Below are 25,731 nucleotides of genomic sequence, written 5' to 3'. Positions count from 1 at the left end.
AAAAGGATGAGAGGTTTATATGATAAATGCAAGAATTGTCTATATAAATGATATGCATGAGGCAAGAGAAGAAATACGAAAAATAGGTGTGGACGCATCGGCCATAACATGGCTTTCGCCTAAAGCATTGTCTGTTGCTGTAAAGATTGAAGATGTAAGCTCTTTTGATGCGAACATAATAAAGCAGGAAATGTTGGGCAAGGGCGGTGACGCTGCAGTAAACAGAGGCGTGGCAAATTTCAGTGCGGAAAGCTCCGATGTTCTTCTGATGGGTACATACAGCCAGTTTAACAGACTTGTGTACAAGCTTCAAATGCATGGCGGAAGTCTCAAGGAAACAGCCGATGAAATTCAAAGGCTTCTGGGAGGATTGGAGAAGGGAAAGCCGGAATATTTTGAATGCGGCAAGTATAGATTGCCCATAGGTGAAAAAACATATGTTATGGGCATACTCAATGTTACACCGGATTCTTTCTCCGACGGAGGAAAATATCTTGAGATTGACAGTGCAATAAAAAGAGCCAGGGAAATGGTGGAAGCCGGTGCCGATATAATAGATGTTGGGGGAGAGTCAACAAGACCCGGATATCAGCAGGTTGAAGCCATAGAAGAAATAAACCGGGTGGTACCGGTAATTGAAAGGCTGTCAAAGGAGCTGAATGTGCCGGTATCGGTTGACACCAGCAAGGCACAAGTTGCAGAAAAGGCTCTTTGTGCAGGGGCCTGTATCGTAAATGATGTTTGGGGTCTTCAGAAAGACCCGGCTATGGCAGAGATTGTATCAAAGTACGGTGCCGGGGTAATTATGATGCACAACAGTGACACCAAGGAATACAGGGACCTTATGGGTGACATTATAAAATTCTTGCGAAAGAGTATTGAAATAGCCGAGAAGGCGGGAATTACCAGAGAGAACATGGTCATTGACCCCGGAATAGGTTTTGGAAAGACTTTGGAGCACAATCTTGAGGTAATGAGAAGAATGAGGGAGCTAAATACTCTAAATCTTCCGGTTCTTCTTGGAACGTCAAGAAAGTCCCTTATAGGAAATGTTTTGGATTTGCCCGTAAATGAAAGACTTGAGGGACTGCCGCAACCATTACCCTTGGTATTGCCAACGGAGCGGATATTGTGAGAGTCCACGATGTAAAAGAAATGGTGCGGGTGTCAAGGATGACCGATGCGATGGTAAGGGTTTGATTTTGCGAAAGAAGGAAAATTGGAGATAGAATTGCTATGGATAAAATAGTATTTAAGGACATGAAATTTTACGGCTACCACGGGGTTTTCCCCGAGGAGAGGGAAAAGGGACAAAACTTTTATATTGATGTTGAAGCTTTTTTGGATTTGAGAAAAGCCGGAGAAACGGACGAGCTTCAAGAAACGGTAGATTATTCTAAAATATATGATATTATAGAGTATATAAATGAAAATAATAAATTTCGACTAATTGAGAGGTTTGCTCATATCATTTCCCGGGAAATTTTGTCGACATTTAGGCAAATAGAACGGATTATTGTCCGGGTTCGAAAGCCTGATGCTCCTATAGAAGGGGAGTTTAAATGGGTAGGAGTGGAAATAGAGAGGTTTTCCAATGAATTATAGGGTGTTTTTATCTTTGGGCTCAAATATAGAAGACAGGGAAAGACATCTGCTTGATGCCCTTAGCAATATTTTTAATATTTCCGATGTATGCCTTGAGAATATTTCCAATATCTACGAGACTGAACCTGTGGGCTATACTGAGCAGGGGCGGTTTTTAAACATGGCTGCACAAATAAGTACTTCTATCGGGGCAGAAGAACTTCTTAAGGAGCTTTTGGGAATAGAGAAGCTTCTTAAGAGGGAACGGCTGATACGGTGGGGACCGAGGACCATTGATATAGACATTCTTACTTATGGTGATTTGAGGATTAATATGCCCCATTTGGCAATTCCCCATCCGCGAATGTTTGAACGGGCCTTTGTTTTAAAGCCGCTTACGGATATTTTTGAAGGAGAAGAACTTCTGGGCATAAATATCCTGGAGGCGCTAAATAAATGTGATGACAAGGACGGAGTAAAATTGTATAAAAAATAACAATTTGTGATTTGCATGGAAATTGTTAAAATAATATAATTAGTATAATTGGATAAGTTTAATATGCTGCAAAGTAAGGTTTCTGGAGGTGTCTCTATGGTAGAAGTATACTACTACATCCCCAAAGAGGAAGTTGAAAATGCTGTAGAGTGCGGTTTGAAGTTGTCAGAGTATTTCGACAAAGAAATAATTATTGAAAATACCAAAATGAAATGCATATCAGCACTTCTGAATCCTAAAGACGATATTGAGAAATACAAGTCTGAAAGCTTAAGATGCGTTAAGCTTGAGCTGCCTTCGGAGTATTGCTTTGTGGCTGACAGATATTTGTATGAGATTGGTCTTAATCATTCAGAGGTGATGGAGCTTTATTTTGACTCGATTATGCCGATTGCAAATTACACCTTTGGATTGTACAGACTTCCGGAGTGCCTTGTTACAAGCACTGTTATAGGTGAACACATAAGCCTTTTGAATAAAAGGTTGGATTCCCCTGTTTTATTTGATAATTCTGAGGAACTATATATAAATAATGTTATTGAAAACTTAAAAGAAGATTATCCGAATATTAACGATGTAATGTTGTATTATTTTTATTGCAATCTGGAAAAACAAGGCGAGCTTGAGAGGATAGAGGATGAAGGAAACAAGGCAGTTGTTTTTCTGGATAAAAAGGCGGGAAAGACTTTTATAGCAAAAAAGCCTGATATTTGCTTTTAGTGAGAGATGATAAGAGTGAAAGATATAATTTTAAAAAAGTTAAAAGAATCAAAAGAGGATTATATTTCCGGCGAGGAGCTAAGCAGCATCCTTGGGGTATCAAGGACAGCTGTGTGGAAATGTATTAATGAGTTAAAAAAGGAAGGTTATGTTATTGATTCTTCCTCAAAAAAGGGCTATAAATTATGTTATGTGCCTGATATAATTAATCCATGGGAGATAAAAGAAGGTCTTGATACCAAGATTATTGGCAGAAGCGTCCACTGCTTTTCCGAGGTTGATTCAACCAATAACTATGCTAAGATGCTTGCTCAGAAAGGCTGCGAGGACGGTACTGTTATTTTGGCCGAACGCCAGACCCAGGGGCGGGGAAGGTGGGCAGAAGCTGGGATTCCATGGACAAAAAAGGGATATGGATGACTGTTGTGCTGCGCCCGGCTGTTGGATTGGAGGATGTTCAAATTATTACTCTTGCTGCTTCGGTAGCAGTAGCCTCCGCATTAAAGAAAGCCATGGACATAGATGCCGGGATAAAATGGCCAAACGATATAGTGTTGGACGGAAAAAAAGTCTGTGGCATCCTTACCGAAATGAGTATGGAGATGGAAAGAATCAATTTTCTTATTCTTGGTATTGGGATGAACTTTGGTCATGTGGAATCCGATTTCCCGGAAGAGATAAGAGACAGGGCTACATCTTTGGCCTTTATTTAAAAGGGAAAAAAGGATTGGACATCTCCGGATTTAGAAGAAGTCATCTTGTTAGAGTAATATTGTCGGAACTGGAAGAAGTATATGATAAAATTAATAAAGGCAAAGCAACTGCAGTAATTGAAGAATGGAAAAAGTATTCCGTAACGCTGGGAAAAGAGGTGCTTATAAAGTACAGGGAAGAGCAGTATACCGGCATTGCGGAGGATATAGACCAAAATGGCAGGCTTATAGTAAAACAAGATGACGGAACAATAAGAGAAGTTTTATCGGGGGAGGTTTCTGTAAGAGGACTTTTAGGATATACATAGCCCATGGAATTGTTTATATAGATAAATGGTATTTTATTTGGTTTAGTTTAATTTAATATTAAATGTGGGGGAGAGTTGCATAATGATTATTGACTTCCATGTACACTGCTTTCCTGACAAGCTTGCTCCAAGAGCTGTCTCGCAGCTTGCTGCGACTGCCGGTATTCCTCCAAGAGTTGACGGTACAATAAGCGGATTGAAGGAATCGATGAAAAGAGCCGGTGTTGCAAAATCGGTTGTTCTTTCTATTGCCACAAAGGTGACACAGACAGAAAATATCAACAACTGGTCCGCTGAAATTCAGGATGAAGAGATTATTGCATTCGGAAGTATTCATCCGGAATATGAAAATTGGAAAACAGAGCTTTTCAGGATAAAAGATATGGGAATTAAAGGCATTAAATTTCATCCCGACTATCAGAATTTCTTTGTGGATGACAAAAAGATGTTTCCGATTTATGAAACAGCTTTTGAATTGGGTCTGATAGTGGTATTCCATGCAGGTGTGGATATTGGTCTTCCCGCGCCGTATCATGCGACACCTGAAAGACTTGAAAAGATTGTTCGGACATTTCCGGGGTGCAAGGTTGTAGCTGCACATATGGGGGGGTTTTCCTTCTGGGACGATGTAGAACGATTTTTGGTGGGAACCGACATCTATTTGGATACATCATACAGTTTGGACTTTATGGATGGCGAGCAAGCCAAAAGGATTTTTAAGAACCATGACGTAAGCAAAATTCTTTTTGCGACAGATTCTCCGTGGATGGATCAGGAGGAGGCAATTTTAAAGCTAAAAAACCTTAATCTTGATAAAGAAACGGAAAATGCCATACTGGGCTTAAATGCAAAAGCTTTATTGGGATTGTGATTATGACGATAATGTTTAAGACTTGTGGTTTTGAAGAAAATTATATTTTGCCCCGAACAAGGGTATATACTTATTCCAGAAGGGGGATTCATAGTGGTTGATAATATCAACGGTAACAACGGCAACGGTGGCGACAGCGTAAATAACATTAAGAGCACCAATAACAACAGTGCGGTTAACAATACGAACAAAAATACCGGCAACAGAAACAACAGAAGAAGAGATTATCATAACAACAGGAGAAATTATTCAAAGGATGGCAAGCCGAATTTAAAAGACAATAAACCGGGCAGAGAAAATACCAATGTCAAAAATGCAAATAGAGAAAACAACAGCCAATTAAAGGGAAACGGCTTTAGAAAAGACAGTGTACCGCCGAGAACAGGTGGTATGCAGAACAACAGCTATTCTTACAGGGATTCCGGCAGGATGAAATCTGAAGAAACTGTGGAAGATATTAAGCTGGATATTGAAAGAATCGAAAAAGAAATAAAGCTTGAAATAAAAGAAATCAAGAGTATGAGACTTGGAGTTTAGACCTTTGGAGATGAGATTGAAATGATACTGGTTATAGATGTTGGAAATACCAACACTGTGTTTGGAGTATATGACGGCAAAAAGCTTTTGAATCATTGGAGGATGGAGACAAGCAAGGGAAAGACCTCTGATGAATACGGCATGTTTATGGTTAGCTTTTTAGCTATGAGAAGATTGATATCGGCAAGATTGAAGCGGTAGTTGTTGCTTCTGTGGTTCCGCCTATAATGTATTCTATTGAGCATGCGATACGGAAGTATTTCAAATTGGAACCGATAATTGTGGGTCCGGGAATTAAAACGGGAATAAATATAAAGTATGAAAATCCGAGAGAAGTAGGAGCGGACAGAATTATCAACGCAGTGGCAGCATTGGAATTATACGGTGGCCCCCTTATTATTGTCGATTTTGGCACTGCGACGACCTTTTGTGCAGTTTCTTCAAAGGGTGAATATCTTGGAGGGGTAATCTGTCCGGGGATAAAGATTTCTGCTGAGGCATTGTTTCAGAAGACGGCAAAGCTTCCGAAAATAGATCTCGCAAAGCCTGATACGGTAATTGGCCGCAACACGGTTTCAAGTATGCAATCGGGAATTATATACGGATATGTCGGAAAAGTTGATTATATAGTGCGGCGCATGAAGAAGGAAATGAGGGAAGACAATATAAAAGTTATTGCTACCGGCGGAATGGCAAGGCTTATTTCCAGTGAATCCGAGACTATAGATGAAATTAACGGACTTCTCACTTTGGAGGGCCTAAGAATTATATATGAGCGAAATAGATGAAATTGATTTATGCAGTAGTATGTAATGCTGTCGTTAACGCATGTGCATTGTGTCGCCTGGTTTGGCGTTTAAAAGATTTGGATGCATCCTTTTTTCTTGTAAAACTGAGTTGTAATATGCAAAAGTGGTTATTATAAGAAGCGGAAATGTAGGCATTGCAAATCTACCTTCACCACCCTCGACTAGAGCTATCAAAATAGATACACCTAAAATCAAAATATAGGCAAAGGAGAAAACAAGCAATATTTTATGGCTTGAGAACTTGTTTTTTCTTTTCCAATTGATGAAAAATATGAGCGGTGCTATTATAAAAGGTATTTGCAATAAAATCAATATACCTCTTTGGATAATGTTAACAAGCTTGATGGGGTAGGTACATTTGCTTCTGTCATTATAAGGATTCCGAATGTTTTCCAGAAATTAATTTCAGATTTTATTACAGCTTTAATATATATTTCCGGTTTCTTTAGCATGACCTTTATACACATATACTTGACTTTTTGTGAGAGTTCATCATAGCTAAGCCCGGTTTTTTCCTGTAATTCGTCTGTTATTCCCCATATTGTATCAATATGGGGAATTCCATTTCGAATGTTTTTATCCCTTTCCCTTATATATACCTCTTTGATTACATTATACGGATAATCATCGGGGGCAAGCTCAATGTAACCGCCGGCCATTTCCATAAAAGCAAATCCGCGGCCTGTGGCTATGCTAAAGGTATTATTGTACTTTAAATTTACAAATGACCAACCGATTATAGATATAAATAAGGGTATCAAACTCACAAAGGAGAATAGTAAAATTTTTAAAAATTTATATTTTCTTTTTGCAAGAAAAAAGATGAAATAGGCGGTGTACAATAATGGCAATGCAAAGTAAATGGGCCTTGTTAGTGCAGCAATACATGAAATGATTATTATAGACAGCATTTTCAATAAAACCTGTCCTTTGCCGTTATCCATGCTGACAAATAAAACAAAGCTTAAGAGTATGAAAAAGGCAGCCGTAGTCTCGCTTAAGATGGCCATTTCAAAAAATAAAAACGGTATAAATAGAGAGTAAAAGCAGGAACTAACCAGAGATAATACCCTGTTGTTTGTAAATTTATACACAGTAGCAGCTATAAAATATGAAATAATTACTCCCATTATCATTTGAATAAGGACGACAATTTTTAAGTTCAATCCGGATAACAGCATAATGAATGGATATCCTGGGGTTCTTAACCCGTCAAAGCCGGAAAGATCAAGCTTTGAAATCATGTTTGCCAAGTCTATGTAAGATTGTGTATCGGGGCATATAATAGGCTCCGATGCAAAAAAAATCACCAAACGAACTACCGAAATCAGAACAAGATAAGAAATCAACACCACTTCAAACTTTATTTTTTTAGTCAAACCAAGCATTATCTTCTCTCCCCCGCGTGTAAAAACAAATAGATGAAATCTACTGCTTTGCTGTCAATTATGGCTTACCAATTATAACTAAATTCAATTGATTATAACAGCATGAATTAATGTATTCAACTTAAAATTGTATTTAAATTGAAAAACTAAGCAGGCGATGCAGTATATATTTCCCTTTTTCCTTCGATTTGCTTAAAAAATCTGTTTTTTATCCTAACAGCCAATTAAAGCGACAAAAAAACCTATGGTTTTGCGAAGCTATATAAAAATAATATGCATTTTTTTGGGGAGGTTTTATTCATGAAAAGAGCAGCATCACTTATTTCTATCATTACATTGCTGCTGACCTTTATTATTCCTATTGAGGGGGTTTTTGCAGTAGAGGGCAATCTTCTGTACAACCCGGGATTTGAGCTGGGAAGCACTGAAGGTGGTATCCTTATGGAGATTGCAGTATTAATGCAGTCGACACGGATGCGCACAGCGGAAGCTATTGCGTTGTTGTTGAGGACAGGACTCAGGAGTGGAATGGTGTGGCCCAGGATATGCTGGACAAGCTTACTGTAGGTATGACCTATCAAATTTCGGCATGGGTCAAGATTGCAGGAACTGGAAGCCATCAAGTCAAAATATCGATGAAGAAAGTCGACAACGGCAAAGAACCGGTATATGACACCATTACATTGGGTAATGTCGACGGTTCCAAGTGGTATAGGATGTCAGGACCGTACAATTATACCGGTACGGACGTTACAAACCTTGAACTGTATATAGAGGGACCGCAAGCAGGTGTCAGCTATTATGTGGATGATGTAACAGTGACTGAAGTGGGGTCGTCCGCAACGTGGAAAGAAGAAGCAAATGCAAGAATTGAGCAAATCAGAAAAAGGGATGCAAAAATAAAGATTGTGGATTCAAACAATAAACCTGTTTCGGGAGTGAGCCTTGATGTTCGTCAGGTAAAACATGATTTTGGATTTGGTTCCGCTATTACCATGAATGCAATGCATGATTCCCGTTATACCGAATTCTTCAAGAATAATTATGAGTGGGCTGTGTTTGAAAACGAAGCAAAATGGTATTCCAACGAAAGCAGTCAGGGCAATGTTTCCTATTATAATGCGGACAGATTGTATGAGTGGTGTGCCGAGAACGATATAAAGGTAAGAGGCCATTGTATATTCTGGGAGCCGGATCAATGGCAGCCATCCTGGCTGAACGGGCTTACCGCAGATGCTCTTAAAAAAGCGATAGATGCAAGGCTTGAGAGTGTTGTTCCCCATTTTAGAGGCAAATTCCTTCACTGGGATGTAAACAATGAGATGCTCCATGGGGATTTCTTCAAGAGCCGCTTGGGAGAGTCCATATGGCCTTATATGTTTAAGAGAACCAGAGAGCTGGATCCCGATGCAAAGCTCTTTGTAAATGATTTCAACATTATCACTTATGCTGAGGGTGATGCATACATAAGTCAGATTGAATGGCTCTTGGAAAACGGTGCCGAAATAGATGGTATAGGGGTACAGGGACATTTCGATGAAGAGGTTGATCCCCTTGTTGTAAAGGCGAGACTGGACAATTTGGCAACTCTGGGTATTCCTATATGGGTAACCGAATATGACTCTACTACACCGGATGTAAATAAGAGGGCAGAGAACCTTGAAAACCTTTATCGTATCGCATTCAGCCATCCATCGGTTGACGGTATTATAATGTGGGGATTCTGGGCAGGTGTCCACTGGAGAGGTCAGGATGCCGCAATAGTGGATCAGGACTGGACTGTAAATGAAGCAGGAAAGAGATATCAAGCTCTGTTGAAGGAATGGACCACAATTACCTCGGGCACTACCAACAGCGCAGGTGCATTTGATTTCAGAGGATTCCACGGTACATATGAAGTTACTGTGAATGTTCCGGGAAAAGAGCCATTTGTGAAGACTATAGAGCTTGAAAAGGGAAATGGAACGGCTGTATACACATTTACTGTGGATGGAACAGCTGTTGATCCTGTTTTATACGGAGATTTAACTCAGGATGGACAGGTAAATTCAACGGATTTGGCTGCCATGAAAAGATACTTGTTGAGAAGCTATGAATTGTCGGAAGGCGGACTTAAGGCAGCAGATTTGAACGGTGACGGCAAAGTTAATTCTACAGATTTGTCTATTTTTAAGAGATATTTGTTAAGAGAGCTGGATGAATTCCCAAGATAAAATTAAGATTTGGTGTTAATATACGGCAATTGGAAAATAAAATTATTGAAAGGTCGGGAGAAATCCCGATCTTTTTTAGCTTCTTGGAATGAAATGAAAGAGGCAAAAAAATAACAGAAAATAATAAAAAATTCTAAATAACGTGACAAATCATATAATATATTATATGATTATATTATATCCGTGAATAAGTAAATCGGTATTGGAACTGGGGGTATGATAATGAAAAAATGTCCAAATTGTGGCGGTAGCATAATGATTTAAATTCATTTTGCGAGTGGTGCGGTTCAAAGATTCCGGAAGGTACGGAAAGTAAGTCGGATTATTTTGAGGATAGCAATGACAGCTTTGGTTCAAATGCAAATACGAGAATGAATATGAATCATGGCATGAACAAAAAATTACGGTTCAAACTATAGTTCAAATAGCAGCAGAAATAATTATTATTCGGCAGAAAACGATGACTCAGGTGTTATGGCATTAATATTCGGTATATTGTCGATTTTTTGCTGCGCTATTATTTTTGGACCTCTGGCTATAGTTAAGGGAAATGAGTCTAACAGTTCGGTGGGAAAAGCAGGAAAGATCCTGGGTATAATCGGTTTGTGTTTGTGGGCACTCGGTATTTTTCTTAACGGTTTAAATATTCTAATTCCGTAATAATGCTCTCATTTTATAAGTTAGATTGATATATTTATCCAAAGAAGAACGGGGTAATATGAAAATGTTTTCAAGCTCCAATACATATAAGGATTCAAAGATATGTTCTTATAATAACAGGAATGATTTGTTGGTAATTATATTCCTGTTTTTTGTTATTCTCTGTTCCTTTATTTTGAATGTCAGAGACGATTATACTTATTTGCAGTTTCCCGACTTTGATTTCAAGATTCCGGGCTCATGTCTTTTCAAGAATGCAACAGGTCTCAATTGCCCCAGTTGCGGTATGACAAGAAGCTTTGTCTCCATAAGTCATTTTGATTTTGAGGGTGCCCTTCGGTATAACATGGCGGGCATTTTAGTGTATGTATGGTGTTTAATGGAAATAATTTACAGAACACTTCGGGTATTGACAAAAAACTATTCTATTTTGCTAAAGCCTTTGAGATACCTGACAAACATCGTAATAGCAATAGCGATTGTTGTTGCTGCTGTCAATTGGGAGATATTCAAGTGACATTAAAGGATGCATTTTTGTGTAGAATAAATCACATATCCATGGTATAATATGTGATTATGGATTTTAATAATGATAATGTAAGAGGTGCAGTATGTTTGAGAAGTTTCAGGCGGCAGAAAATAGATATGATGAAATAAATCACAGGTTAAGTGACCCTGCTGTAATAGCAAATCAGGATGAATACAGAAAGCTTATGAAAGAGCATGCAGAGCTGGAAGCGCTTGTTACAAAATACGATGAGTACAAAAAAGTAACCAAGGAAATTTCAGATGCTGAAGAAATGCTGAATGAAAAACTGGATAAAGAGTTCCGTGAAATGGTTGAAATGGAGCTGGAGAAAGCGCAGGAAAGGCTGGAAGCTTTGAAGAAGGAAATGAAAATACTTCTTCTTCCCAAGGACCCCAATGATGAGAAAAGCGTTATTGTTGAAATCAGAGGCGGTGCTGGAGGTGAAGAGGCTGCTCTGTTTGCCGGAGATTTATTCAGAATGTATACCCGGTACGCGGAGAGGAACGGATGGAAAGTAGAAATGCTTGACTCCAATCCAACTGAAATAGGCGGATTCAAGGAAGTGACGTTTTCCATTGAAGGAAGTGGAGCATACAGCAGGCTGAAATTTGAAAGTGGTGTTCACAGGGTGCAGAGGATTCCGGCTACGGAAGCCAATGGAAGAGTGCATACGTCCACAGTTACAGTGGCTGTGCTGCCCGAGGTTGAAGAGATTGATGTGGAAATAAACCCAAATGATTTGAGAATTGACACCTATAGGGCTTCCGGTGCCGGCGGACAGCATATTAACAAGACCGAATCGGCCATAAGAATAACACACTTGCCCACAGGGCTGGTTGTCAGCTGTCAGGACCAGAGATCCCAGCATAAAAACAGGGAGAAGGCTATGAGAGTTTTAAGGTCCAAACTTTATGAGATGGCTCAGGAGCAGCAGAACAGCGAAATTGCCCAAGAGAGGAAAAGCCAGGTAGGTACCGGTGACAGAAGTGAGAGAATTAGAACCTACAATTTTCCTCAGGGCCGCGTAACGGATCATAGGATTGGACTTACCCTTTACAAAATAGATGATATAATTGACGGTGATATTGACGAAATAATAGATGCACTGATTACAACTGATCAGGCCAACAGGCTTGGAAACGGTGCTGAAGATGATGAAAATTAAGATAGTATAATAATTTGTCCTCCGCTAGAATAGAATGTTAATAAGAAAAAAAGCAGGGGGATAATTGTGAATTATTTAATGAAAGTTACCTTGATTGGCCTTGTCTCAGGTATTGCGGGAACGGGTATCGGAGGCTTAACGGCTTTTTTTGTTAAGGATGTGAACCGGCGTTTTTTAAGCTTCATATTAGAGCTTTCCGCCGGGTTGATGACGTCTGTGGTATGTTTTGAACTTATTCCGGAGGCATTTACATATGGAGGAAATGTTCTTGCCTTTGCGGGAGTATTTGCCGGGGTTTTGACCATGCTTGCAGTAGAAGAGTTGATGGTGCGCTACCAGAGTGCAAAGCCCAAAAAAAGCAGTTCAAGCCTTCTTAGAACCGGCATATTGATGTCTGTGGGAATTGCACTTCATAATTTTCCCGAGGCTTTGCCGTAGGTTCGGGCTTTGGAGCTTCAGTAGGTTTGGGTATCATGATAACTTCTGTGATTATGATACACGATATTCCCGAAGGAATTGCCATGGCGGTTCCGATGCGTGCAGGGGGCCTTAGCGGTTCAAAGGCATTTATTATTACGGTGCTTTCCGGAGCTCCCATGGGGATTGGTGCTTTAGCCGGGGCGCTCCTTGGAGGAATATCCCCCAAATTTATCGGTGTTTGTCTCGGATTTGCAGCAGGAGCAATGCTTTATGTGGTATACGGGGAATTGGTGGTAGAGTCAAAAAAGCTGTATTTGGGCAGATTATCATCAATAGGGAATGTATTGGGGATTATTTGTGGTATAATAGTTACATTACTAAATTAAAAAAAAGATAATTGGAAGTTTTAAAAGCTTCATTATAATTTTATAATGAAGGAGCACGGTTAGGAGTAGTAAAGTGAAAACAGAAATACTAAAGATACAACCGGACAATATTGACAGTGAGAAAATAAAATATGCTGCTGAGGTCCTGCGGGGAGGAGGCATTGTGGCTTTTCCCACTGAAACGGTTTATGGACTTGGAGCCGATGCATTGAATGAAAATGCTGTAAAGAAGATTTTTGAAGCTAAAGGAAGGCCCTCGGACAATCCTTTAATTGTTCATATAACAGGAAAGGAATCGGTTGACGGCCTTGCTGCAGTTGTTTCGCCGCAGGCTCAAGTTTTAATGGACAGGTTCTGGCCGGGACCTCTTACCCTTGTTGTTGAAAAATCCGGCAAAATACCCTCTGCTATTACAGCAGGGCTTTCTACTGTTGGACTTAGGGCGCCGTCGCATCCCATAGCTCTTGCCCTGATAAGGGAGGCAGGAATTCCTATTGCTGCTCCCAGTGCCAATTTGTCGGGAAAGCCAAGCCCGACCGCGTCAAAGCATGTTATAGACGATTTGTATGGCAGGGTGGATGTTATAATCGACGGCGGCGATGCAGATATCGGGGTTGAATCTACGGTTTTGGACGTAACAACCGACGTGCCTGTGATTTTAAGGCCGGGGGGAGTGTCCTTTGAGCAGCTTAGGGATGTTTTGGGAAATGTGTCCATAGATCCGTCGCTTATGAAAAAGCCTTCTGAGGACTTTGTACCCAGAGCTCCGGGAATGAAATACACCCATTATTCTCCGAAAGCCGATGTAATTGTCGTCGAGGGAGAGCCTCAAAAGGTTGCAGAAAAGATTAACAGCCTTATAATGGAATATCAAAGCAAAAATATTCCTGTGGGTGTGCTGGCAACGGAGCAGACCAAGGAACTTTACAAAGGCATACCCTATATTACATTAGGTGACAGATTGGAGCCTGAGACCATAGCAGCAAACTTGTTCAAGGCATTTAGAGATTTTGACGATATTGGTATAAAAGTTATACTTGCAGAAGCAATTAATAATGAGGGAATTGGACTGGCAGTAATGAATAGGATGAAAAAAGCTGCCGGGTATAATATAATAAAGGCTACATAGTGTTTTGATAATAAGCAATCAAAAAAAGGGTCAAAAGATTGCTGAAATTGTAAGATACAAAGGAGCCGCAATATGAAAAAAGTACTTTTTGTATGTACCGGAAACACTTGCAGAAGCAGTATGGCAGAAGGCTTGTTCAATTATGCCGTGGAGAACGATAAAGACGGTTTGAAAGATTTTAAGGCTTTTTCGGCGGGCCTGTCCGCGTTTGAAGATGATTGTGCCAATCCTAAAGCGGTAAAGGTTTTAAAAGAGCATTACAATGTGGATATTTCTTCTCATAAAGCAAGAAGAATTACAAAAAGTGATGTGGAAAGCGCCTATATCATACTGACGATGACCAAAAATCACAAGAATGCGATTTTGGCAATGTATCCCGGTGCAGCAGATAAAACCTATACGGTTAAGGAATATGCCTATGGAGATGACGTAAGCAGTGACTCTATGAACCAAGGACATCATCGGAATCATAATATGGATATTAGTGATCCTTACGGCTTGCCTGAGGAAGTGTACAAGATATGTGCTGGAGAAATAAAGGATGCTTTGGATAGGATAATAATAAAGCTAAAGGAATAATTAATGTTGTGCCTTTAAGGTAATAGGACTTTTTTGTCTTAAAACAAACTTTGACATGTGCATATTAATACTATAAAATATATTCTTGGAGGAAAGTATGAAAATTGGAATCGGAAGCGATCACGGCGGTTACAATTTAAAAAGAGAAATAATAGATTTTCTAAAAAAAAGAGAGTATGAGGTTATTGACTTTGGGACATACGGAACTGATTCGGTGGACTATCCGGATTTCGGACTTAAAGTTGCAGAAGCTGTAAAAGGCGGAGAATGTGACAGGGGTATTGTAGTATGCGGTACTGGAGTTGGAATATCAATATCTGCAAACAAAGTTCCGGGCATCAGAGCAGCTGTATGTACCAACAGCTATATGGCAAGAATGAGCAGGGAGCATAATGATGCCAATATACTGGCTTTGGGAGAACGGGTTGTCGGTCTTGACCTTGCCTTGGATATTGTTGACACTTGGCTAAAAGCTGAGTTTCAAGGAGGAAGGCATTCGGCTAGGGTTGGCAAGATTGGTGAAATTGAAGAAAAATACAGCAAATAGGAGAGAGAGAAACATATGAAAAATGTTTTTGTAATGGACCATCCGTTAATTCAGCATAAGATATCATTATTAAGAGATAAAAATACCCAGACCAAGGAATTCCGTGAACTGGTTTCCGAAATATCCATGTTGATGGGTTATGAAGTAACTAGAAATATGCCGCTTAAGGAAGTTGAAATTGAGACTCCTGTCGGTGTGGCAAGAACAAAAGTTATATCCGGCAAGAAGCTCGGTATCGTTCCGATCCTGAGAGCAGGCTTGGGTATGGTTGACGGCATGCTGAAGCTTTTGCCTATGGCAAAGGTGGGGCATATAGGTTTGTACAGAGATCCTGAGACTCTTCAGCCGGTGGAGTATTACTGTAAGCTTCCTTTTGATATTGCCGAAAGGGAAATTGTGGTGCTGGACCCTATGCTTGCAACCGGAGGTTCTGCATCTGCGGCAATAAAATATTTAAAGGAAAAGGGTGTAAGCAGCATAAAGCTGATGTGCCTCATTGCATCTTTGGATGGAATAAAGAAAATAAATGAGGACCATCCTGAAGTGTTAATATATTGTGCAGCTGTAGACGATAAATTAAATGATCACGGATATATAATTCCGGGATTGGGAGATGCGGGAGACAGACTTTTTGGCACTAAATAAGCCTTTTGGTAATTAACAGGAGGAAAGTTTATGAGGCCATCTTGGGACGAATATTTTATGGAGATAGTTGAGCTTATTAAAACTAGGTCTACATGCCTTAGGCGTCAAGTAGGTGCTTTGATTGTAAAGGATAAAAGGATTCTTGCAACCGGCTATAACGGTGCGCCGGTGGGCTGCAAACACTGCAGTGAGATCGGCTGCCTCAGGGAAAAACTCAAGGTGCCCTCCGGACAGAGGCACGAGCTTTGCAGGGCTATACACGCGGAGCAGAATGCAATTGTCCAGGCTGCGTACTCCGGTACAAGTGTAAAGGACGGTACGTTGTATGTGACAAACCAGCCATGTATATTATGTGCTAAAATGGCTATAAATGCGGGAATAAGAAAGATTGTGTTCAAAGGTGATTATCCGGACGAACTGTCCATGGAAATATTGAAAGAAGCCGGTATTAGAGTTGTGAGGTTTGAAGCTGATGCAAAAATTTAATATTGTATTTGAAAAAATAGTTATGACTAAAGACAAATTTTATATACAAAAGATTAAGGCGACTAATAAATAAAGAAGGTGTTGTTGGTGATTTATGAATATATCATATTCTTTGCATTGGCGTTTATCGTAGCGTTTTCTTCCACACCGATTGCTAAAAAAATAGCCTTTAGTGTGGGCGCTGTCGATGTGCCGAAAGATGCAAGGAGGATGCATAAAAAGCCTGTTGCAAGGCTCGGAGGCTTGGCCATATTTACGGGCTTTATAGTTTCATTATTGTTTGGATTGTTAAGTACATATCTTAATATGAAAGGAATCATACCTAACAGACAGCTTTTGGGGATGCTTATTGGTGCCTTTATTATAGTTGCCATTGGTATTGTTGACGACATAAAGCAGCTTGGACCTAAACTCAAGCTAGTTTTTCAAATAATGGCCGCTCTTTCGGTAGTATTTATATCGGATATTAGGATTGTGAATATTACCAACCCTTTTGCCGAAGGAGGTACGACCCAGTTTAATAATTTTGTCTCCTATCCTCTGACTATTATGTGGATAGTGGGGGTAACCAATGCAATCAATTTGATTGACGGTTTAGACGGTCTTGCAGCAGGGATATCATCCATATCGTATCTTTCCTTGTTCTTTGTTTCACTTATTACAGGCGATACGGGAAGCGCAATGATTACTGTGATGCTGGCAGGTTCTACATTGGGATTTTTGCCGTACAATTTTAACCCTGCCAAGATATTTATGGGAGACACCGGTGCTACATTTTTGGGCTTTACGTTGGCGGTTGTTTCCATACAAGGAATGCTCAAATCCTATGCTGCTCTTTCGATTGCGGTACCTCTGCTTGTGCTGGGACTTCCGCTGTTTGATACGATATCTACCATATTCCGGAGGGCTTTAAACAGAAAGCCTATCATGCAGCCGGACAGGGGACATTTGCATCACAAGCTTATAGATATGGGATACAGTCAAAAGCAGACAGTGCTTGTTATGTATTCGCTGAGCGGAGCATTGGGGCTAAGTGCCATAGTTCTGGCGGACAAAGGCTTTGTCAGTGCCATTATACTTGTAATAACCGTTGCGGCCTTTGTAATCGGCGGGGCAAGATATATGTTGGAAATGGATAATGTGGAAATACCTGAAAAATACAAACCAAGTGAAGAAATGGTAAGTCCGGTTGTCAACGAAATAAAGGACCTGGAAAAACAGTAGGCAGCGAGGAGAATAGAAATTGAAGAAACTGAGAGTAATGACTGTCTTTGGCACCAGACCTGAAGCTGTAAAAATGGCGCCTTTAGTCAATGAGCTAAAGAAGTGCAGTCAAATTGAGGCTATTGTCTGTGTTACGGCACAACACAGGCAAATGCTTGATCAGGTTATGGAAATGTTTAATATAGATGCGGATTATGACCTTGATATAATGAAGGATAAACAGACATTAATAGATATAACCACAAGGGCTTTAGAGCGCTTAAGCGTTATACTTGACGAAGCAAAGCCCGATATAGTATTGGTTCATGGGGATACCACTACTACTTTTGTGGGAAGTCTGGCCGCATTCTACAAAAAGATCAGCGTGGGACATGTGGAAGCTGGACTTCGTACCTTCGACAAATACTTCCCCTATCCCGAGGAAATAAACAGACGGCTTACCGGGGTGATATCCGACCTGCATTTTGCACCGACTAAGACCAACAGGGATAATCTTGTCCGGGAAGGTGTGGACGAAAGCAAAATATATATAACCGGCAATACTGTAATTGATGCCATAAAAACTACTGTGGTCGAAAATTATAATTTTGCAAATGAAAGCCTCAGAAAATTGGATTTTGATAAGAGAATTATAACCGTTACGGCCCATAGAAGGGAAAATCTCGGCGAGCCTCTGCACAACATTTGCGAGGCTCTAAGACATATTGCCGACCGCTATGAAGATATACAGATAGTATACCCTGTTCACTTAAATCCGGCAGTGCAGGAAGTGGCAAGGAAGATTCTCGGAAACCATGAGAGGGTACGCCTGATCGAGCCTTTAGATGTACAGGATATGCATAATTTGATGGCAAGGTCCTATCTTGTCATGACGGATTCCGGAGGTCTCCAGGAAGAGGCACCGTCGCTGGGTAAACCTGTGTTGGTTTTAAGGAACGAGACAGAAAGGCCGGAGGCAGTGAAAGCCGGTACGGTTAAACTTGCGGGAACCGAAAGAGAAAATATCATACGTTTGACCGAGGAACTGTTGGATAACGATATGGAATACGACAGGATGGCAAGAGCTGTTAATCCCTATGGAGACGGTTTTGCCTCCGAAAGAATTGTTAAAGCGCTTTTATTTGAATTTGGATTATCAAAAACGAAGCCTGAGGGATTTAGTGTGAAAATATAAACTATAGAGACAAAAAATAGATTATATTTGATTAAAATAGGTATTGAATAGTAAAAAACTCTGTGGTAATATATTTTTAAATATTAAAGAGACTGTTATTTAATTACAATTAAATATTTTATGTATATTTGAGAGTTTTGCCGAAGAAGCCGAAACTATGAGCTTATCGGCCTTTTTTAATATATTTTTTCATATTAGTAATACTATTAAAGGTAAAATAGGATGTGAATAACTGCAGTAAAAATATATAAAACCTGGTTAAATAAGAAGGCGAATATGAATGGGTGAGTTTGCAAGTGAATTACAAAGGTTAATAAAGCCAAATAAGTTGATTAACATTTCCGTTTTCGGTTTTGACATGTCAATTACAGATTCTGTGGTCATGATGTGGATTGTGATGGCTGCACTTATAATTTTTTCTCTTGTTTTTACAAGAAAGCTTAAGACAATCCCGGAGGGCAAGCAAAATGTAGTTGAGGTCATTGTGGAATTTGTATACAATTTTGCAAAGGATTCTATGGGCCACCATGGGAAGCTGTTTGCCCCGTATATAGGTACGATTTTACTGTTTTTGGTTGTTTCCAATATAATAGCTATTTTCAACATCGTCCCTTCCAGCAAAGATATTTATCACTGGACAGGAATAGAATATTTTGAGCATCTGAATTTTGCCATAAGACCGCCTACAAAAGATGTGAATGTGACGTTGACTTTGGCTCTGATGTCAATGGTTGCGGTAGCTTTGGCCGGGATAAAGGTAAAGAAAATCTCCGGTTGGCTAAAGAGCTTCTTGGAGCCTGTGCCCTGATGTTGCCTTTTAAGATACTTGACTATGTGATAAGACCTGTATCACTGTGCTTCCGTATGTTTGGAAATGTCCTGGGCGCCGTAATTATTATGGAACTTGTGTATTTTGCATTACCGGCTGTATTACCGGCGTTTTTGAGCATATATTTTGATTTGTTTGACGGTATTTTGCAGGCTTATGTATTTGTATTTCTGACATCGATTTATATTGGCGAGGCGATTGAATAAGGAGGTGATTATATGGCAGGAATAGTGGCAATTGCGGCAAGTATATGTGTTCTCACAGGAGTGGCTGCGGGAGTGGGTATCAGCGTAGCAACATCCAAGGCGGTGGATGCTGTGGCAAGACAGCCCGAGGCTGCGGACAAGATAAGAAATATTGTGATTCTGGGGGCAGCGTTGGCAGAAGCAACTGCAATATACGGATTTGTAATAGCGCTGTTAATGGTTTTGCTAAAATAGCAAAGGTGAAAACAAGACCAGATTGCAGAAGATATTTAGAAGATATGAGAAAGATAGAATGCTGCAAGAGAGAAATCTGTCTCTTGCAGCAAAGAAAGAGAGGTGCTGTTTCCTGTGATTTCGGAATTTATACACATTCCCACATTTATTTATACTGCAATAAATCTTTGTGTGCTTTATCTAATATTGAAAAAGCTTCTCTTTAAGCCGGTATGGGAGTTTATGGAGAAAAGGAAGAATGCCATTAGGGAATCGATGGAAAAGGCAGAAAAGGAAAAATCCGAGGCTTTAGAGCTCAAGGGCAAATATGACAGTGAGCTCAAAGAGGCATATGTAAAAGCACAAAAGATACTTAAAGAAGCAGAAGAAAAGGCAAAGCAGGAATATGAAAGAATAATCCGGGATGCCAAAAATGAGGCAGAAGCATTGAAAATAAAAGCAGAAGAAGATATTGAGCGTGAAAAGGAGAAGGTACTCAAGGAAATAAGAAATGAAATAGTGAGCCTCGCACTGGAGGCAGCATCAAAGGTTTTGGAAGCCAATATGGATACTGAAGAGAACAGGAGACTGGTAAACAATTTTATTGATGAGCAGGGTGTGGCATAAGACATATAAAAGCTTTTGCCGGGAGCAAAATGTGTGCATTACTAGGAAGGTGAGACTAATGCAGCTGGTTAATACCAGGTATGCTGAAGCATTAATAGATGTAACCGAAGAAAAGAATTCGACCGATGAGGTTTTAAAAAACTTTGCCGCAATTTTAAAACTACTTGAGCAAAACCCGGAATTTTATTCATTTTTGCTTGATCCTCAGGTACGGATTGAAAATAGAAAAAGGGCGATAATGAATATATTTTCAGGACGGGTTCAAGAAGAGCTTGTAAATTTTTTAATGCTCCTTGTGGACAAAGGAAGACTTAAGAATATCGGAACAATTGCGGATGAGTATTTTAGATTGGCAAACGAAAGAAAAAATATATTGATTATGACAATAATTTCTGCTTATCCTTTGGAGGAGATGCAGATTGATAGAATAAAGAAAAAGTATAAAAAGCTTTACAACAAGATTGATGTAAAAGCCAAATTGGTTGTTGATAAGTCACTAATTGGCGGAGTCAAAATACAAATAGGCGACAGGGTTATTGATGATTCAATAAAGGCAAGGTTGATAGCTTAAAAGAAATAATGTTGAAATAGATGTGTTTAAAGATAAGGGACGATTAATTATATTAAAAAGCTTTTTGGCTTGGGGTGATAAGCAGTGGTTTTAAGACCTGAAGAGGTAAGTTCGATATTAAAGCAGCAAATAGATATGTATGGCAACAAATCCCATGTAGATGATGTGGGTTATGTTTTGCAGGCAGGGGACGGGATTGCCAGGATATATGGGCTCAGCAACTGTATGTCCGGTGAGCTTTTGGAGTTTGAAAACGGTGTGTTCGGCATGGCAATGAACCTCGAGGAGGATAACATAGGCTGTGTTTTGTTTCGCGGCGAAAGGGATATAAAAGAGGGAACATTGGTAAAGAGGACGGGAAAAGCTGTTGAGGTTCCTGTGGGGAAGGCTCTTATCGGAAGAATAATTGACCCTCTTGGGAATCCGTTGGACGGAAAAGGAAAAATTGAGACGGATAAGTTCCGGCCTATAGAAAATCCGGCTCCGTCAGTAATGGACAGAAAATCGGTAAACAGACCCCTTCAAACGGGAATTATGGCAATTGATGCAATGGTTCCCATAGGAAGGGGACAGAGGGAGCTTATAATTGGAGACAGACAGACCGGTAAAACCGCTATTGCAGTGGATACAATACTGAATCAAAAGGGTAAGGATGTTATATGTATTTATGTTTCTATAGGACAAAAGGCTTCTACGGTTGCGGATGTGGTGAGCACCCTGGAGAAGATGGGAGCTATGGAGTACACGGTAGTAGTATCTTCTACAGCCAGTGAGATGCCTACATTGCAGTATATTGCTCCCTATGCCGGTTGTTCTATTGCGGAAGAGTTTATGTATAATGATCATAAGGATGTTCTGATAGTATATGACGACCTGTCCAAGCATGCCGTTGCATACAGGGCCATGTCGTTGCTTTTGAGAAGACCGCCGGGAAGGGAAGCCTACCCGGGAGATGTATTCTATCTTCATTCGAGACTCCTTGAGCGGGCTGCACAGCTGAGTGACGAACTGGGAGGAGGCTCGATAACTGCTCTGCCTATAATTGAGACTCAGGTGGGAGACGTTTCGGCATACATTCCGACTAATGTAATTTCTATAACTGACGGACAGATATATCTTGAAACGGAGCTCTTCTATTCCGGACAAAGACCTGCTGTAAATGTGGGACTTTCGGTCTCAAGAGTGGGCGGTGCGGCGCAGATCAAGGCTATGAAAAAAGTTGCGGGGGCACTGCGAATCAATCTTGCCCAATACAGAGAGCTGGCTGTGTTTGCACAGTTTGGATCCGATCTTGACAGGGCTACGAAAGATAAGCTCATACAGGGTGAAAGACTGGTCGAGAGTTTAAAACAGTCAAGGGGTGCAACTATGCCGGTGGAAGATCAGGTAATAGTACTCTTTATGGCTACAAATAAATATCTTATGGATTTACCTGTAAAGGAAGTCAGGGATTTTAACAGGGAGTTTGTAAAGTTCGTAAACGGCAATTATCCCCAAATCTCTAATGCAATAAGAAATACGGGAGAACTCAGTGAGGAAACCGAGGGCATGCTGAGGAAAGCCGCGGAGGAATTTAAAGAACAGTACTTGAAAACGAAGAGATAACTGGATTACATATATATGGAGACGGTGATTTAAGATGGCTCATATAAACGAAGTAAAGCTCAGAATGAAGAGCATTAAGGAGACCAGACAAATTACAAATGCAATGAAGCTAATATCGGCAGCAAAGCTTAAAAAAGCCAAGAGACAGCTGGAAAAGGCAAGTCCCTACTTTGAAAAGGTTAGAGACACTATGGCGGATATTCTTCTAAGAAGTGGAAAAATAGAAAATAAATACTTTCATGCAAGGGAAGAAAAGGAGGTTAAAAAAAAGGCCTATATTGTTATTACAGGAGATAAGGCTTTGCCGGAGGCTACAACCACAGCATAATTAAATTTACAGAAGAGCATCTAAAGCAAAACAAAGAAGCTTTGCTCTTTGTTGCCGGAAATGTGGGAAGGAGCCATTTTGTAAAGAATAAGTACAATGTATATATGGAGTTCGACTATCCGGTTCAAAACCCCAGTATATATATGGCAAGGGAAATCACAGAAATTATTTTAAACCTTTTTGACAAAGAGGTCTTTGATGAATTGTATATAATTTATACCCATATGTTTTCCAGTGTCAAGATGGAACCGAAGCTTATCAAGCTGCTGCCTTTGGAATTGGAAACATTGAAAGAAAAGCTCCAAATTAATGAAAATGGCGGCAGGATATTGGATGACTGCATGGAATATGAACCGGACCCTGAATTTGTATTTAATATATTGGTTCAGAAATATGTTAAAGGAGTAGTATACGGAGCTTTGTGGAATCCTTTACAAGCGAACAGAATTCAAGAATGACTGCGATGGATAATGCTACTGCCAATGCCAATGACATACTGAAAAAGCTGGATCTTTTATACAACAGGGCAAGGCAGTCAAAAATAACGCAGGACATCACTGAAATTGTTGGCGGTGCAGAAGCTTTAAAATAGGGAGAACAATTATAGAAATCCACATTAGAAAGAGAACGAATGGAGTGAAGCAATATGGCGGCTGAAAATGTCGGTACGGTGATACAGGTAATTGGGCCTGTTATAGATATAAGATTTGAGAGAGAGAATCTACCTTCGATATACAACGCAATAAAAATCTATGGAGAAGGCATCAGCGTGATTGCCGAAGTGATGCAGTATACGGGAAATGATACTGTAAGATGTGTGTCGATGAATTCCACGGACGGCCTGAAAAGAGGCATGAAGGCTGTGGATACAGGGGAACCTATAAAGGTTCCGGTGGGCAAAGAGGTTTTGGGAAGGGTTTTTAACGTTTTGGGAGAGCCTGTTGACGGCAAAGGCGAAGTAAATGCAACCAAATACCTTCCGATTCACAGAGAGGCACCCGGCCTAAACGAGCAAAAACCGGTAACGGAGATTTTGGAAACAGGAATAAAGGTAATTGACCTTCTGGCTCCTTACGCCAAAGGGGGGAAAATAGGCTTGTTTGGCGGTGCGGGAGTCGGTAAAACAGTGCTTATAATGGAGCTTATAAGAAACATTGCTACAGAGTATGGCGGATATTCCGTATTTACCGGAGTTGGAGAGAGGTCAAGGGAAGGCAATGACCTTTGGAATGAGATGAATGAATCCGGTGTTATAGAAAAAACAGCTTTGGTATTCGGACAGATGAATGAGCCCCGGGCTCAAGAATGAGAGTGGGTCTTTCGGGGCTTACCATGGCAGAGTATTTCAGAGACGAACTGGGCCAGGATGTGCTTCTTTTTATTGACAATATATTCAGGTTTATTCAAGCGGGTTCTGAAGTGTCGGCTCTTTTGGGAAGAATCCCTTCCGCTGTAGGTTACCAGCCTACACTGGCTACGGAAATGGGAGCCTTGCAGGAGAGAATAACCTCTACAAAAAAGGGGTCCATCACCTCGGTACAAGCGGTTTATGTGCCGGCAGACGACCTGACAGACCCTGCTCCGGCGACAACTTTTACCCACCTTGATGCCACTACCGTACTGTCGAGGCATATTGTAGAACAGGGAATTTACCCTGCAGTGGATCCTTTGGATTCTACCTCAAGGGTGCTGGACCGCAGAATTGTCGGCAATGAACACTATATGGTTGCAAGAAAGGTACAGGAGATTTTGCAAAGATATAAGGAGCTTCAGGATATAATTGCGATACTGGGGCTTGATGAACTGTCGGAAGAAGACAAACTAACGGTATTCAGGGCAAGGAAGATACAGAGGTTTCTTTCCCAGCCGTTCTTTGTGGCAGAAACCTATACGGGATATAAAGGAAAGTTTGTCCGCATAAAGGATACAATAAGGGGCTTTAAGGAAATCATTGAAGGTAAAATGGACGATATCCCTGAGGCCGCATTCTATATGGCCGGAACCATTGACGAAGTCTACGAAAGAGCAAAGGAAATGTAGGAGGTGATATTTTGTCGTCAACATTTTATGTAGAAATTTTGACACCTGAAAGAAAGTTTTTTTGGGGCGATGTTGAGACCATTATCGTCAAGACTCCTACAGGAGAGATGGGGATATTGAAAGGACATATTCCTACCGTTGTAGTAATTGACATTGGAACTATCAAAATCAAGAAGGACGGCAAATGGTTTGAAGCTGTCCTAAGTGAAGGATTTATGGAAGTAAAGCAGGATCAGGCTATCATTCTTGTGGATACCGCAGAGTGGCCCGACGAAATAGATGTAAACAGGGCAAAGGCCGCAAAAGCAAGGGCGGAAGAGAGACTCCAAAGGCAAAGAAGTGAAGCGGAGTATATTCAGTCTAAGGCAGCGCTGGCAAGGGCAATGGCGCGGCTTAAGGTAAAAGGAAAATTATGATATCAAACAACAACTTATAAACAGAAAGTGAAAGTCTTTTTACCCTTCTTTTTATAACATTCCATCCTATTGTAAATTTTCTTAAGAGCAAGGATTTTTTTGCCTTGCTTGGATTAATTATTCACATTTTAGGGAATAATATCTATGTACCCGTTCGAAGTTTTTACCGGTTCTGTGTTGGTGCCTTAATACTTATACACTGAGCTTACAGGTTTTGTATGTTCCAAACATATTTAATGGAAGAATAATATAGTCTATGCAGATTGGAACATAAACTATATAGAATGAAAGACAGCAGCAGTAAATAGCATAT

General features: G+C 40.3%; 23 protein-coding genes and 7 pseudogenes. 29 read left to right on the top strand and 1 reads right to left on the bottom strand.

Annotated elements, in window-relative coordinates; all coding sequences use genetic code 11:
* Positions 1-19 precede the first annotated feature (19 nt).
* From folP to JCM21531_RS02365, 8 genes and pseudogenes are all read left to right on the top strand, one after another.
* Positions 20-1,200: pseudogene (gene folP / locus JCM21531_RS02400) on the top strand (dihydropteroate synthase).
* A 36-nt stretch (positions 1,201-1,236) separates the two neighbouring features.
* Positions 1,237-1,605 (top strand): dihydroneopterin aldolase, encoded by a 369-nt coding sequence (folB, locus tag JCM21531_RS02395; RefSeq protein ID WP_038287105.1) that lies wholly within the window; start codon positions 1,237-1,239, stop codon positions 1,603-1,605.
* Positions 1,595-2,080, top strand: coding sequence for a 2-amino-4-hydroxy-6-hydroxymethyldihydropteridine diphosphokinase (gene folK, locus JCM21531_RS02390; RefSeq protein ID WP_038287103.1), 486 nt, complete (start codon positions 1,595-1,597; stop codon positions 2,078-2,080). The genes folB and folK overlap by 11 nt, the downstream gene beginning before the upstream one ends.
* Before the next feature lie 96 nt (positions 2,081-2,176).
* Positions 2,177-2,800, top strand: coding sequence for a hypothetical protein (locus JCM21531_RS02385; protein ID WP_038287101.1), 624 nt, complete (start codon positions 2,177-2,179; stop codon positions 2,798-2,800).
* A 6-nt stretch (positions 2,801-2,806) separates the two neighbouring features.
* Positions 2,807-3,821: pseudogene (locus tag JCM21531_RS24740) on the top strand (biotin--[acetyl-CoA-carboxylase] ligase).
* A gap of 82 nt (positions 3,822-3,903) precedes the next feature.
* Positions 3,904-4,692 (top strand): amidohydrolase family protein, encoded by a 789-nt coding sequence (locus tag JCM21531_RS02375; protein WP_038287099.1) that lies wholly within the window; start codon positions 3,904-3,906, stop codon positions 4,690-4,692.
* Positions 4,693-4,785: 93 nt separating this feature from the next.
* A complete protein-coding gene (locus JCM21531_RS02370) occupies positions 4,786-5,229 on the top strand; it encodes a hypothetical protein (protein WP_038287097.1) in 444 nt (147 codons plus the stop codon).
* Between the two features lie 21 nt (positions 5,230-5,250).
* Positions 5,251-6,017: pseudogene (locus JCM21531_RS02365) on the top strand (type III pantothenate kinase).
* A gap of 329 nt (positions 6,018-6,346) precedes the next feature.
* Here JCM21531_RS02365 and JCM21531_RS02360 read toward each other — a convergent pair.
* Positions 6,347-7,426: a hypothetical protein gene (locus tag JCM21531_RS02360; protein WP_243467098.1), complete on the bottom strand. Its 1,080-nt coding sequence runs from the start codon at positions 7,424-7,426 to the stop codon at positions 6,347-6,349.
* Between the two features lie 300 nt (positions 7,427-7,726).
* Here JCM21531_RS02360 and JCM21531_RS20175 point away from each other — a divergent pair, with 300 nt between their 5' ends.
* From JCM21531_RS20175 to JCM21531_RS02255, 21 genes and pseudogenes are all read left to right on the top strand, one after another.
* Complete coding sequence (locus tag JCM21531_RS20175; protein WP_038287096.1) at positions 7,727-7,993, top strand: hypothetical protein; 267 nt, start codon at positions 7,727-7,729, stop codon at positions 7,991-7,993.
* Positions 7,882-9,639, top strand: coding sequence for an endo-1,4-beta-xylanase (locus JCM21531_RS17555; RefSeq protein WP_243467108.1), 1,758 nt, complete (start codon positions 7,882-7,884; stop codon positions 9,637-9,639). Before JCM21531_RS20175 ends, JCM21531_RS17555 begins: the two co-directional genes overlap by 112 nt.
* A gap of 474 nt (positions 9,640-10,113) precedes the next feature.
* On the top strand, positions 10,114-10,299 hold the full coding sequence (locus JCM21531_RS20170) for a hypothetical protein (protein WP_243467097.1): 186 nt from the start codon (positions 10,114-10,116) through the stop codon (positions 10,297-10,299).
* Positions 10,300-10,357: 58 nt separating this feature from the next.
* The gene (locus tag JCM21531_RS02340; protein ID WP_243467096.1) at positions 10,358-10,816 is read left to right on the top strand and encodes a DUF2752 domain-containing protein; all 459 of its coding nucleotides are present in this window, start codon (positions 10,358-10,360) and stop codon (positions 10,814-10,816) included.
* Positions 10,817-10,910: 94 nt separating this feature from the next.
* On the top strand, positions 10,911-11,993 hold the full coding sequence (prfA, locus tag JCM21531_RS02335; protein WP_038287092.1) for a peptide chain release factor 1: 1,083 nt from the start codon (positions 10,911-10,913) through the stop codon (positions 11,991-11,993).
* A gap of 66 nt (positions 11,994-12,059) precedes the next feature.
* Positions 12,060-12,799, top strand: a pseudogene (locus JCM21531_RS24235) (ZIP family metal transporter).
* Between the two features lie 73 nt (positions 12,800-12,872).
* The gene (locus JCM21531_RS02325; protein WP_038287089.1) at positions 12,873-13,928 is read left to right on the top strand and encodes an L-threonylcarbamoyladenylate synthase; all 1,056 of its coding nucleotides are present in this window, start codon (positions 12,873-12,875) and stop codon (positions 13,926-13,928) included.
* Between the two features lie 72 nt (positions 13,929-14,000).
* Positions 14,001-14,507, top strand: a complete 507-nt coding sequence (locus JCM21531_RS02320; protein ID WP_038287087.1) for a low molecular weight protein arginine phosphatase — start codon at positions 14,001-14,003, stop codon at positions 14,505-14,507.
* A gap of 97 nt (positions 14,508-14,604) precedes the next feature.
* The gene (gene rpiB / locus JCM21531_RS02315; RefSeq protein WP_038287085.1) at positions 14,605-15,054 is read left to right on the top strand and encodes a ribose 5-phosphate isomerase B; all 450 of its coding nucleotides are present in this window, start codon (positions 14,605-14,607) and stop codon (positions 15,052-15,054) included.
* 15 nt (positions 15,055-15,069) lie between these two features.
* Positions 15,070-15,699 (top strand): uracil phosphoribosyltransferase, encoded by a 630-nt coding sequence (gene upp / locus JCM21531_RS02310; RefSeq protein ID WP_038287084.1) that lies wholly within the window; start codon positions 15,070-15,072, stop codon positions 15,697-15,699.
* A 30-nt stretch (positions 15,700-15,729) separates the two neighbouring features.
* Positions 15,730-16,185 (top strand): deoxycytidylate deaminase, encoded by a 456-nt coding sequence (locus JCM21531_RS02305; protein ID WP_038287082.1) that lies wholly within the window; start codon positions 15,730-15,732, stop codon positions 16,183-16,185.
* An 87-nt stretch (positions 16,186-16,272) separates the two neighbouring features.
* Positions 16,273-17,409, top strand: a complete 1,137-nt coding sequence (locus JCM21531_RS02300) for an MraY family glycosyltransferase (protein ID WP_038287080.1) — start codon at positions 16,273-16,275, stop codon at positions 17,407-17,409.
* Positions 17,410-17,428: 19 nt separating this feature from the next.
* Positions 17,429-18,583, top strand: coding sequence for a non-hydrolyzing UDP-N-acetylglucosamine 2-epimerase (gene wecB, locus JCM21531_RS02295; protein ID WP_038287078.1), 1,155 nt, complete (start codon positions 17,429-17,431; stop codon positions 18,581-18,583).
* Positions 18,584-18,863: 280 nt separating this feature from the next.
* Positions 18,864-19,618: pseudogene (locus tag JCM21531_RS02290) on the top strand (F0F1 ATP synthase subunit A).
* A gap of 12 nt (positions 19,619-19,630) precedes the next feature.
* On the top strand, positions 19,631-19,852 hold the full coding sequence (gene atpE / locus JCM21531_RS02285; protein ID WP_038287076.1) for an ATP synthase F0 subunit C: 222 nt from the start codon (positions 19,631-19,633) through the stop codon (positions 19,850-19,852).
* Between the two features lie 105 nt (positions 19,853-19,957).
* Positions 19,958-20,458, top strand: coding sequence for a F0F1 ATP synthase subunit B (gene atpF, locus JCM21531_RS02280; protein ID WP_243467107.1), 501 nt, complete (start codon positions 19,958-19,960; stop codon positions 20,456-20,458).
* A 58-nt stretch (positions 20,459-20,516) separates the two neighbouring features.
* Positions 20,517-21,029: a F0F1 ATP synthase subunit delta gene (locus JCM21531_RS02275; protein WP_243467093.1), complete on the top strand. Its 513-nt coding sequence runs from the start codon at positions 20,517-20,519 to the stop codon at positions 21,027-21,029.
* An 84-nt stretch (positions 21,030-21,113) separates the two neighbouring features.
* Positions 21,114-22,634: a F0F1 ATP synthase subunit alpha gene (gene atpA, locus JCM21531_RS02270; protein WP_038287073.1), complete on the top strand. Its 1,521-nt coding sequence runs from the start codon at positions 21,114-21,116 to the stop codon at positions 22,632-22,634.
* A 34-nt stretch (positions 22,635-22,668) separates the two neighbouring features.
* Positions 22,669-23,554, top strand: a pseudogene (atpG, locus tag JCM21531_RS02265) (ATP synthase F1 subunit gamma).
* A 54-nt stretch (positions 23,555-23,608) separates the two neighbouring features.
* A pseudogene (atpD, locus tag JCM21531_RS02260) lies at positions 23,609-25,002 on the top strand (F0F1 ATP synthase subunit beta).
* Positions 25,003-25,013: 11 nt separating this feature from the next.
* On the top strand, positions 25,014-25,418 hold the full coding sequence (locus tag JCM21531_RS02255; protein WP_038287072.1) for a F0F1 ATP synthase subunit epsilon: 405 nt from the start codon (positions 25,014-25,016) through the stop codon (positions 25,416-25,418).
* Positions 25,419-25,731 lie beyond the last annotated feature (313 nt).

This window comes from Acetivibrio straminisolvens JCM 21531, from assembly GCF_000521465.1.
GTDB classification, from domain to species: Bacteria; Bacillota; Clostridia; order Acetivibrionales; family Acetivibrionaceae; genus Hungateiclostridium; species Hungateiclostridium straminisolvens.
This window is presented reverse-complemented; position numbering and strand designations above follow the sequence as displayed.

Excerpts from the sequence above, each read along its gene's own strand:
- JCM21531_RS02320 (WP_038287087.1), top strand. The coding sequence starts at position 14,001 with ATGAAAAAAGTACTTTTTGTATGTACCGGAAACACTTGCAGAAGCAGT.
- prfA (WP_038287092.1), top strand. The coding sequence starts at position 10,911 with ATGTTTGAGAAGTTTCAGGCGGCAGAAAATAGATATGATGAAATAAAT.
- JCM21531_RS20170 (WP_243467097.1), top strand. The coding sequence starts at position 10,114 with ATGGCATTAATATTCGGTATATTGTCGATTTTTTGCTGCGCTATTATT.
- JCM21531_RS02340 (WP_243467096.1), top strand. The coding sequence starts at position 10,358 with ATGAAAATGTTTTCAAGCTCCAATACATATAAGGATTCAAAGATATGT.
- atpE (WP_038287076.1), top strand. The coding sequence starts at position 19,631 with ATGGCAGGAATAGTGGCAATTGCGGCAAGTATATGTGTTCTCACAGGA.
- folB (WP_038287105.1), top strand. The coding sequence starts at position 1,237 with ATGGATAAAATAGTATTTAAGGACATGAAATTTTACGGCTACCACGGG.
- JCM21531_RS02375 (WP_038287099.1), top strand. The coding sequence starts at position 3,904 with ATGATTATTGACTTCCATGTACACTGCTTTCCTGACAAGCTTGCTCCA.
- folK (WP_038287103.1), top strand. The coding sequence starts at position 1,595 with ATGAATTATAGGGTGTTTTTATCTTTGGGCTCAAATATAGAAGACAGG.
- JCM21531_RS02360 (WP_243467098.1), bottom strand. The coding sequence starts at position 7,426 with ATGCTTGGTTTGACTAAAAAAATAAAGTTTGAAGTGGTGTTGATTTCT.
- JCM21531_RS02305 (WP_038287082.1), top strand. The coding sequence starts at position 15,730 with ATGAGGCCATCTTGGGACGAATATTTTATGGAGATAGTTGAGCTTATT.
- rpiB (WP_038287085.1), top strand. The coding sequence starts at position 14,605 with ATGAAAATTGGAATCGGAAGCGATCACGGCGGTTACAATTTAAAAAGA.
- JCM21531_RS02275 (WP_243467093.1), top strand. The coding sequence starts at position 20,517 with ATGCAGCTGGTTAATACCAGGTATGCTGAAGCATTAATAGATGTAACC.
- JCM21531_RS20175 (WP_038287096.1), top strand. The coding sequence starts at position 7,727 with ATGAAAAGAGCAGCATCACTTATTTCTATCATTACATTGCTGCTGACC.
- upp (WP_038287084.1), top strand. The coding sequence starts at position 15,070 with ATGAAAAATGTTTTTGTAATGGACCATCCGTTAATTCAGCATAAGATA.
- JCM21531_RS02385 (WP_038287101.1), top strand. The coding sequence starts at position 2,177 with ATGGTAGAAGTATACTACTACATCCCCAAAGAGGAAGTTGAAAATGCT.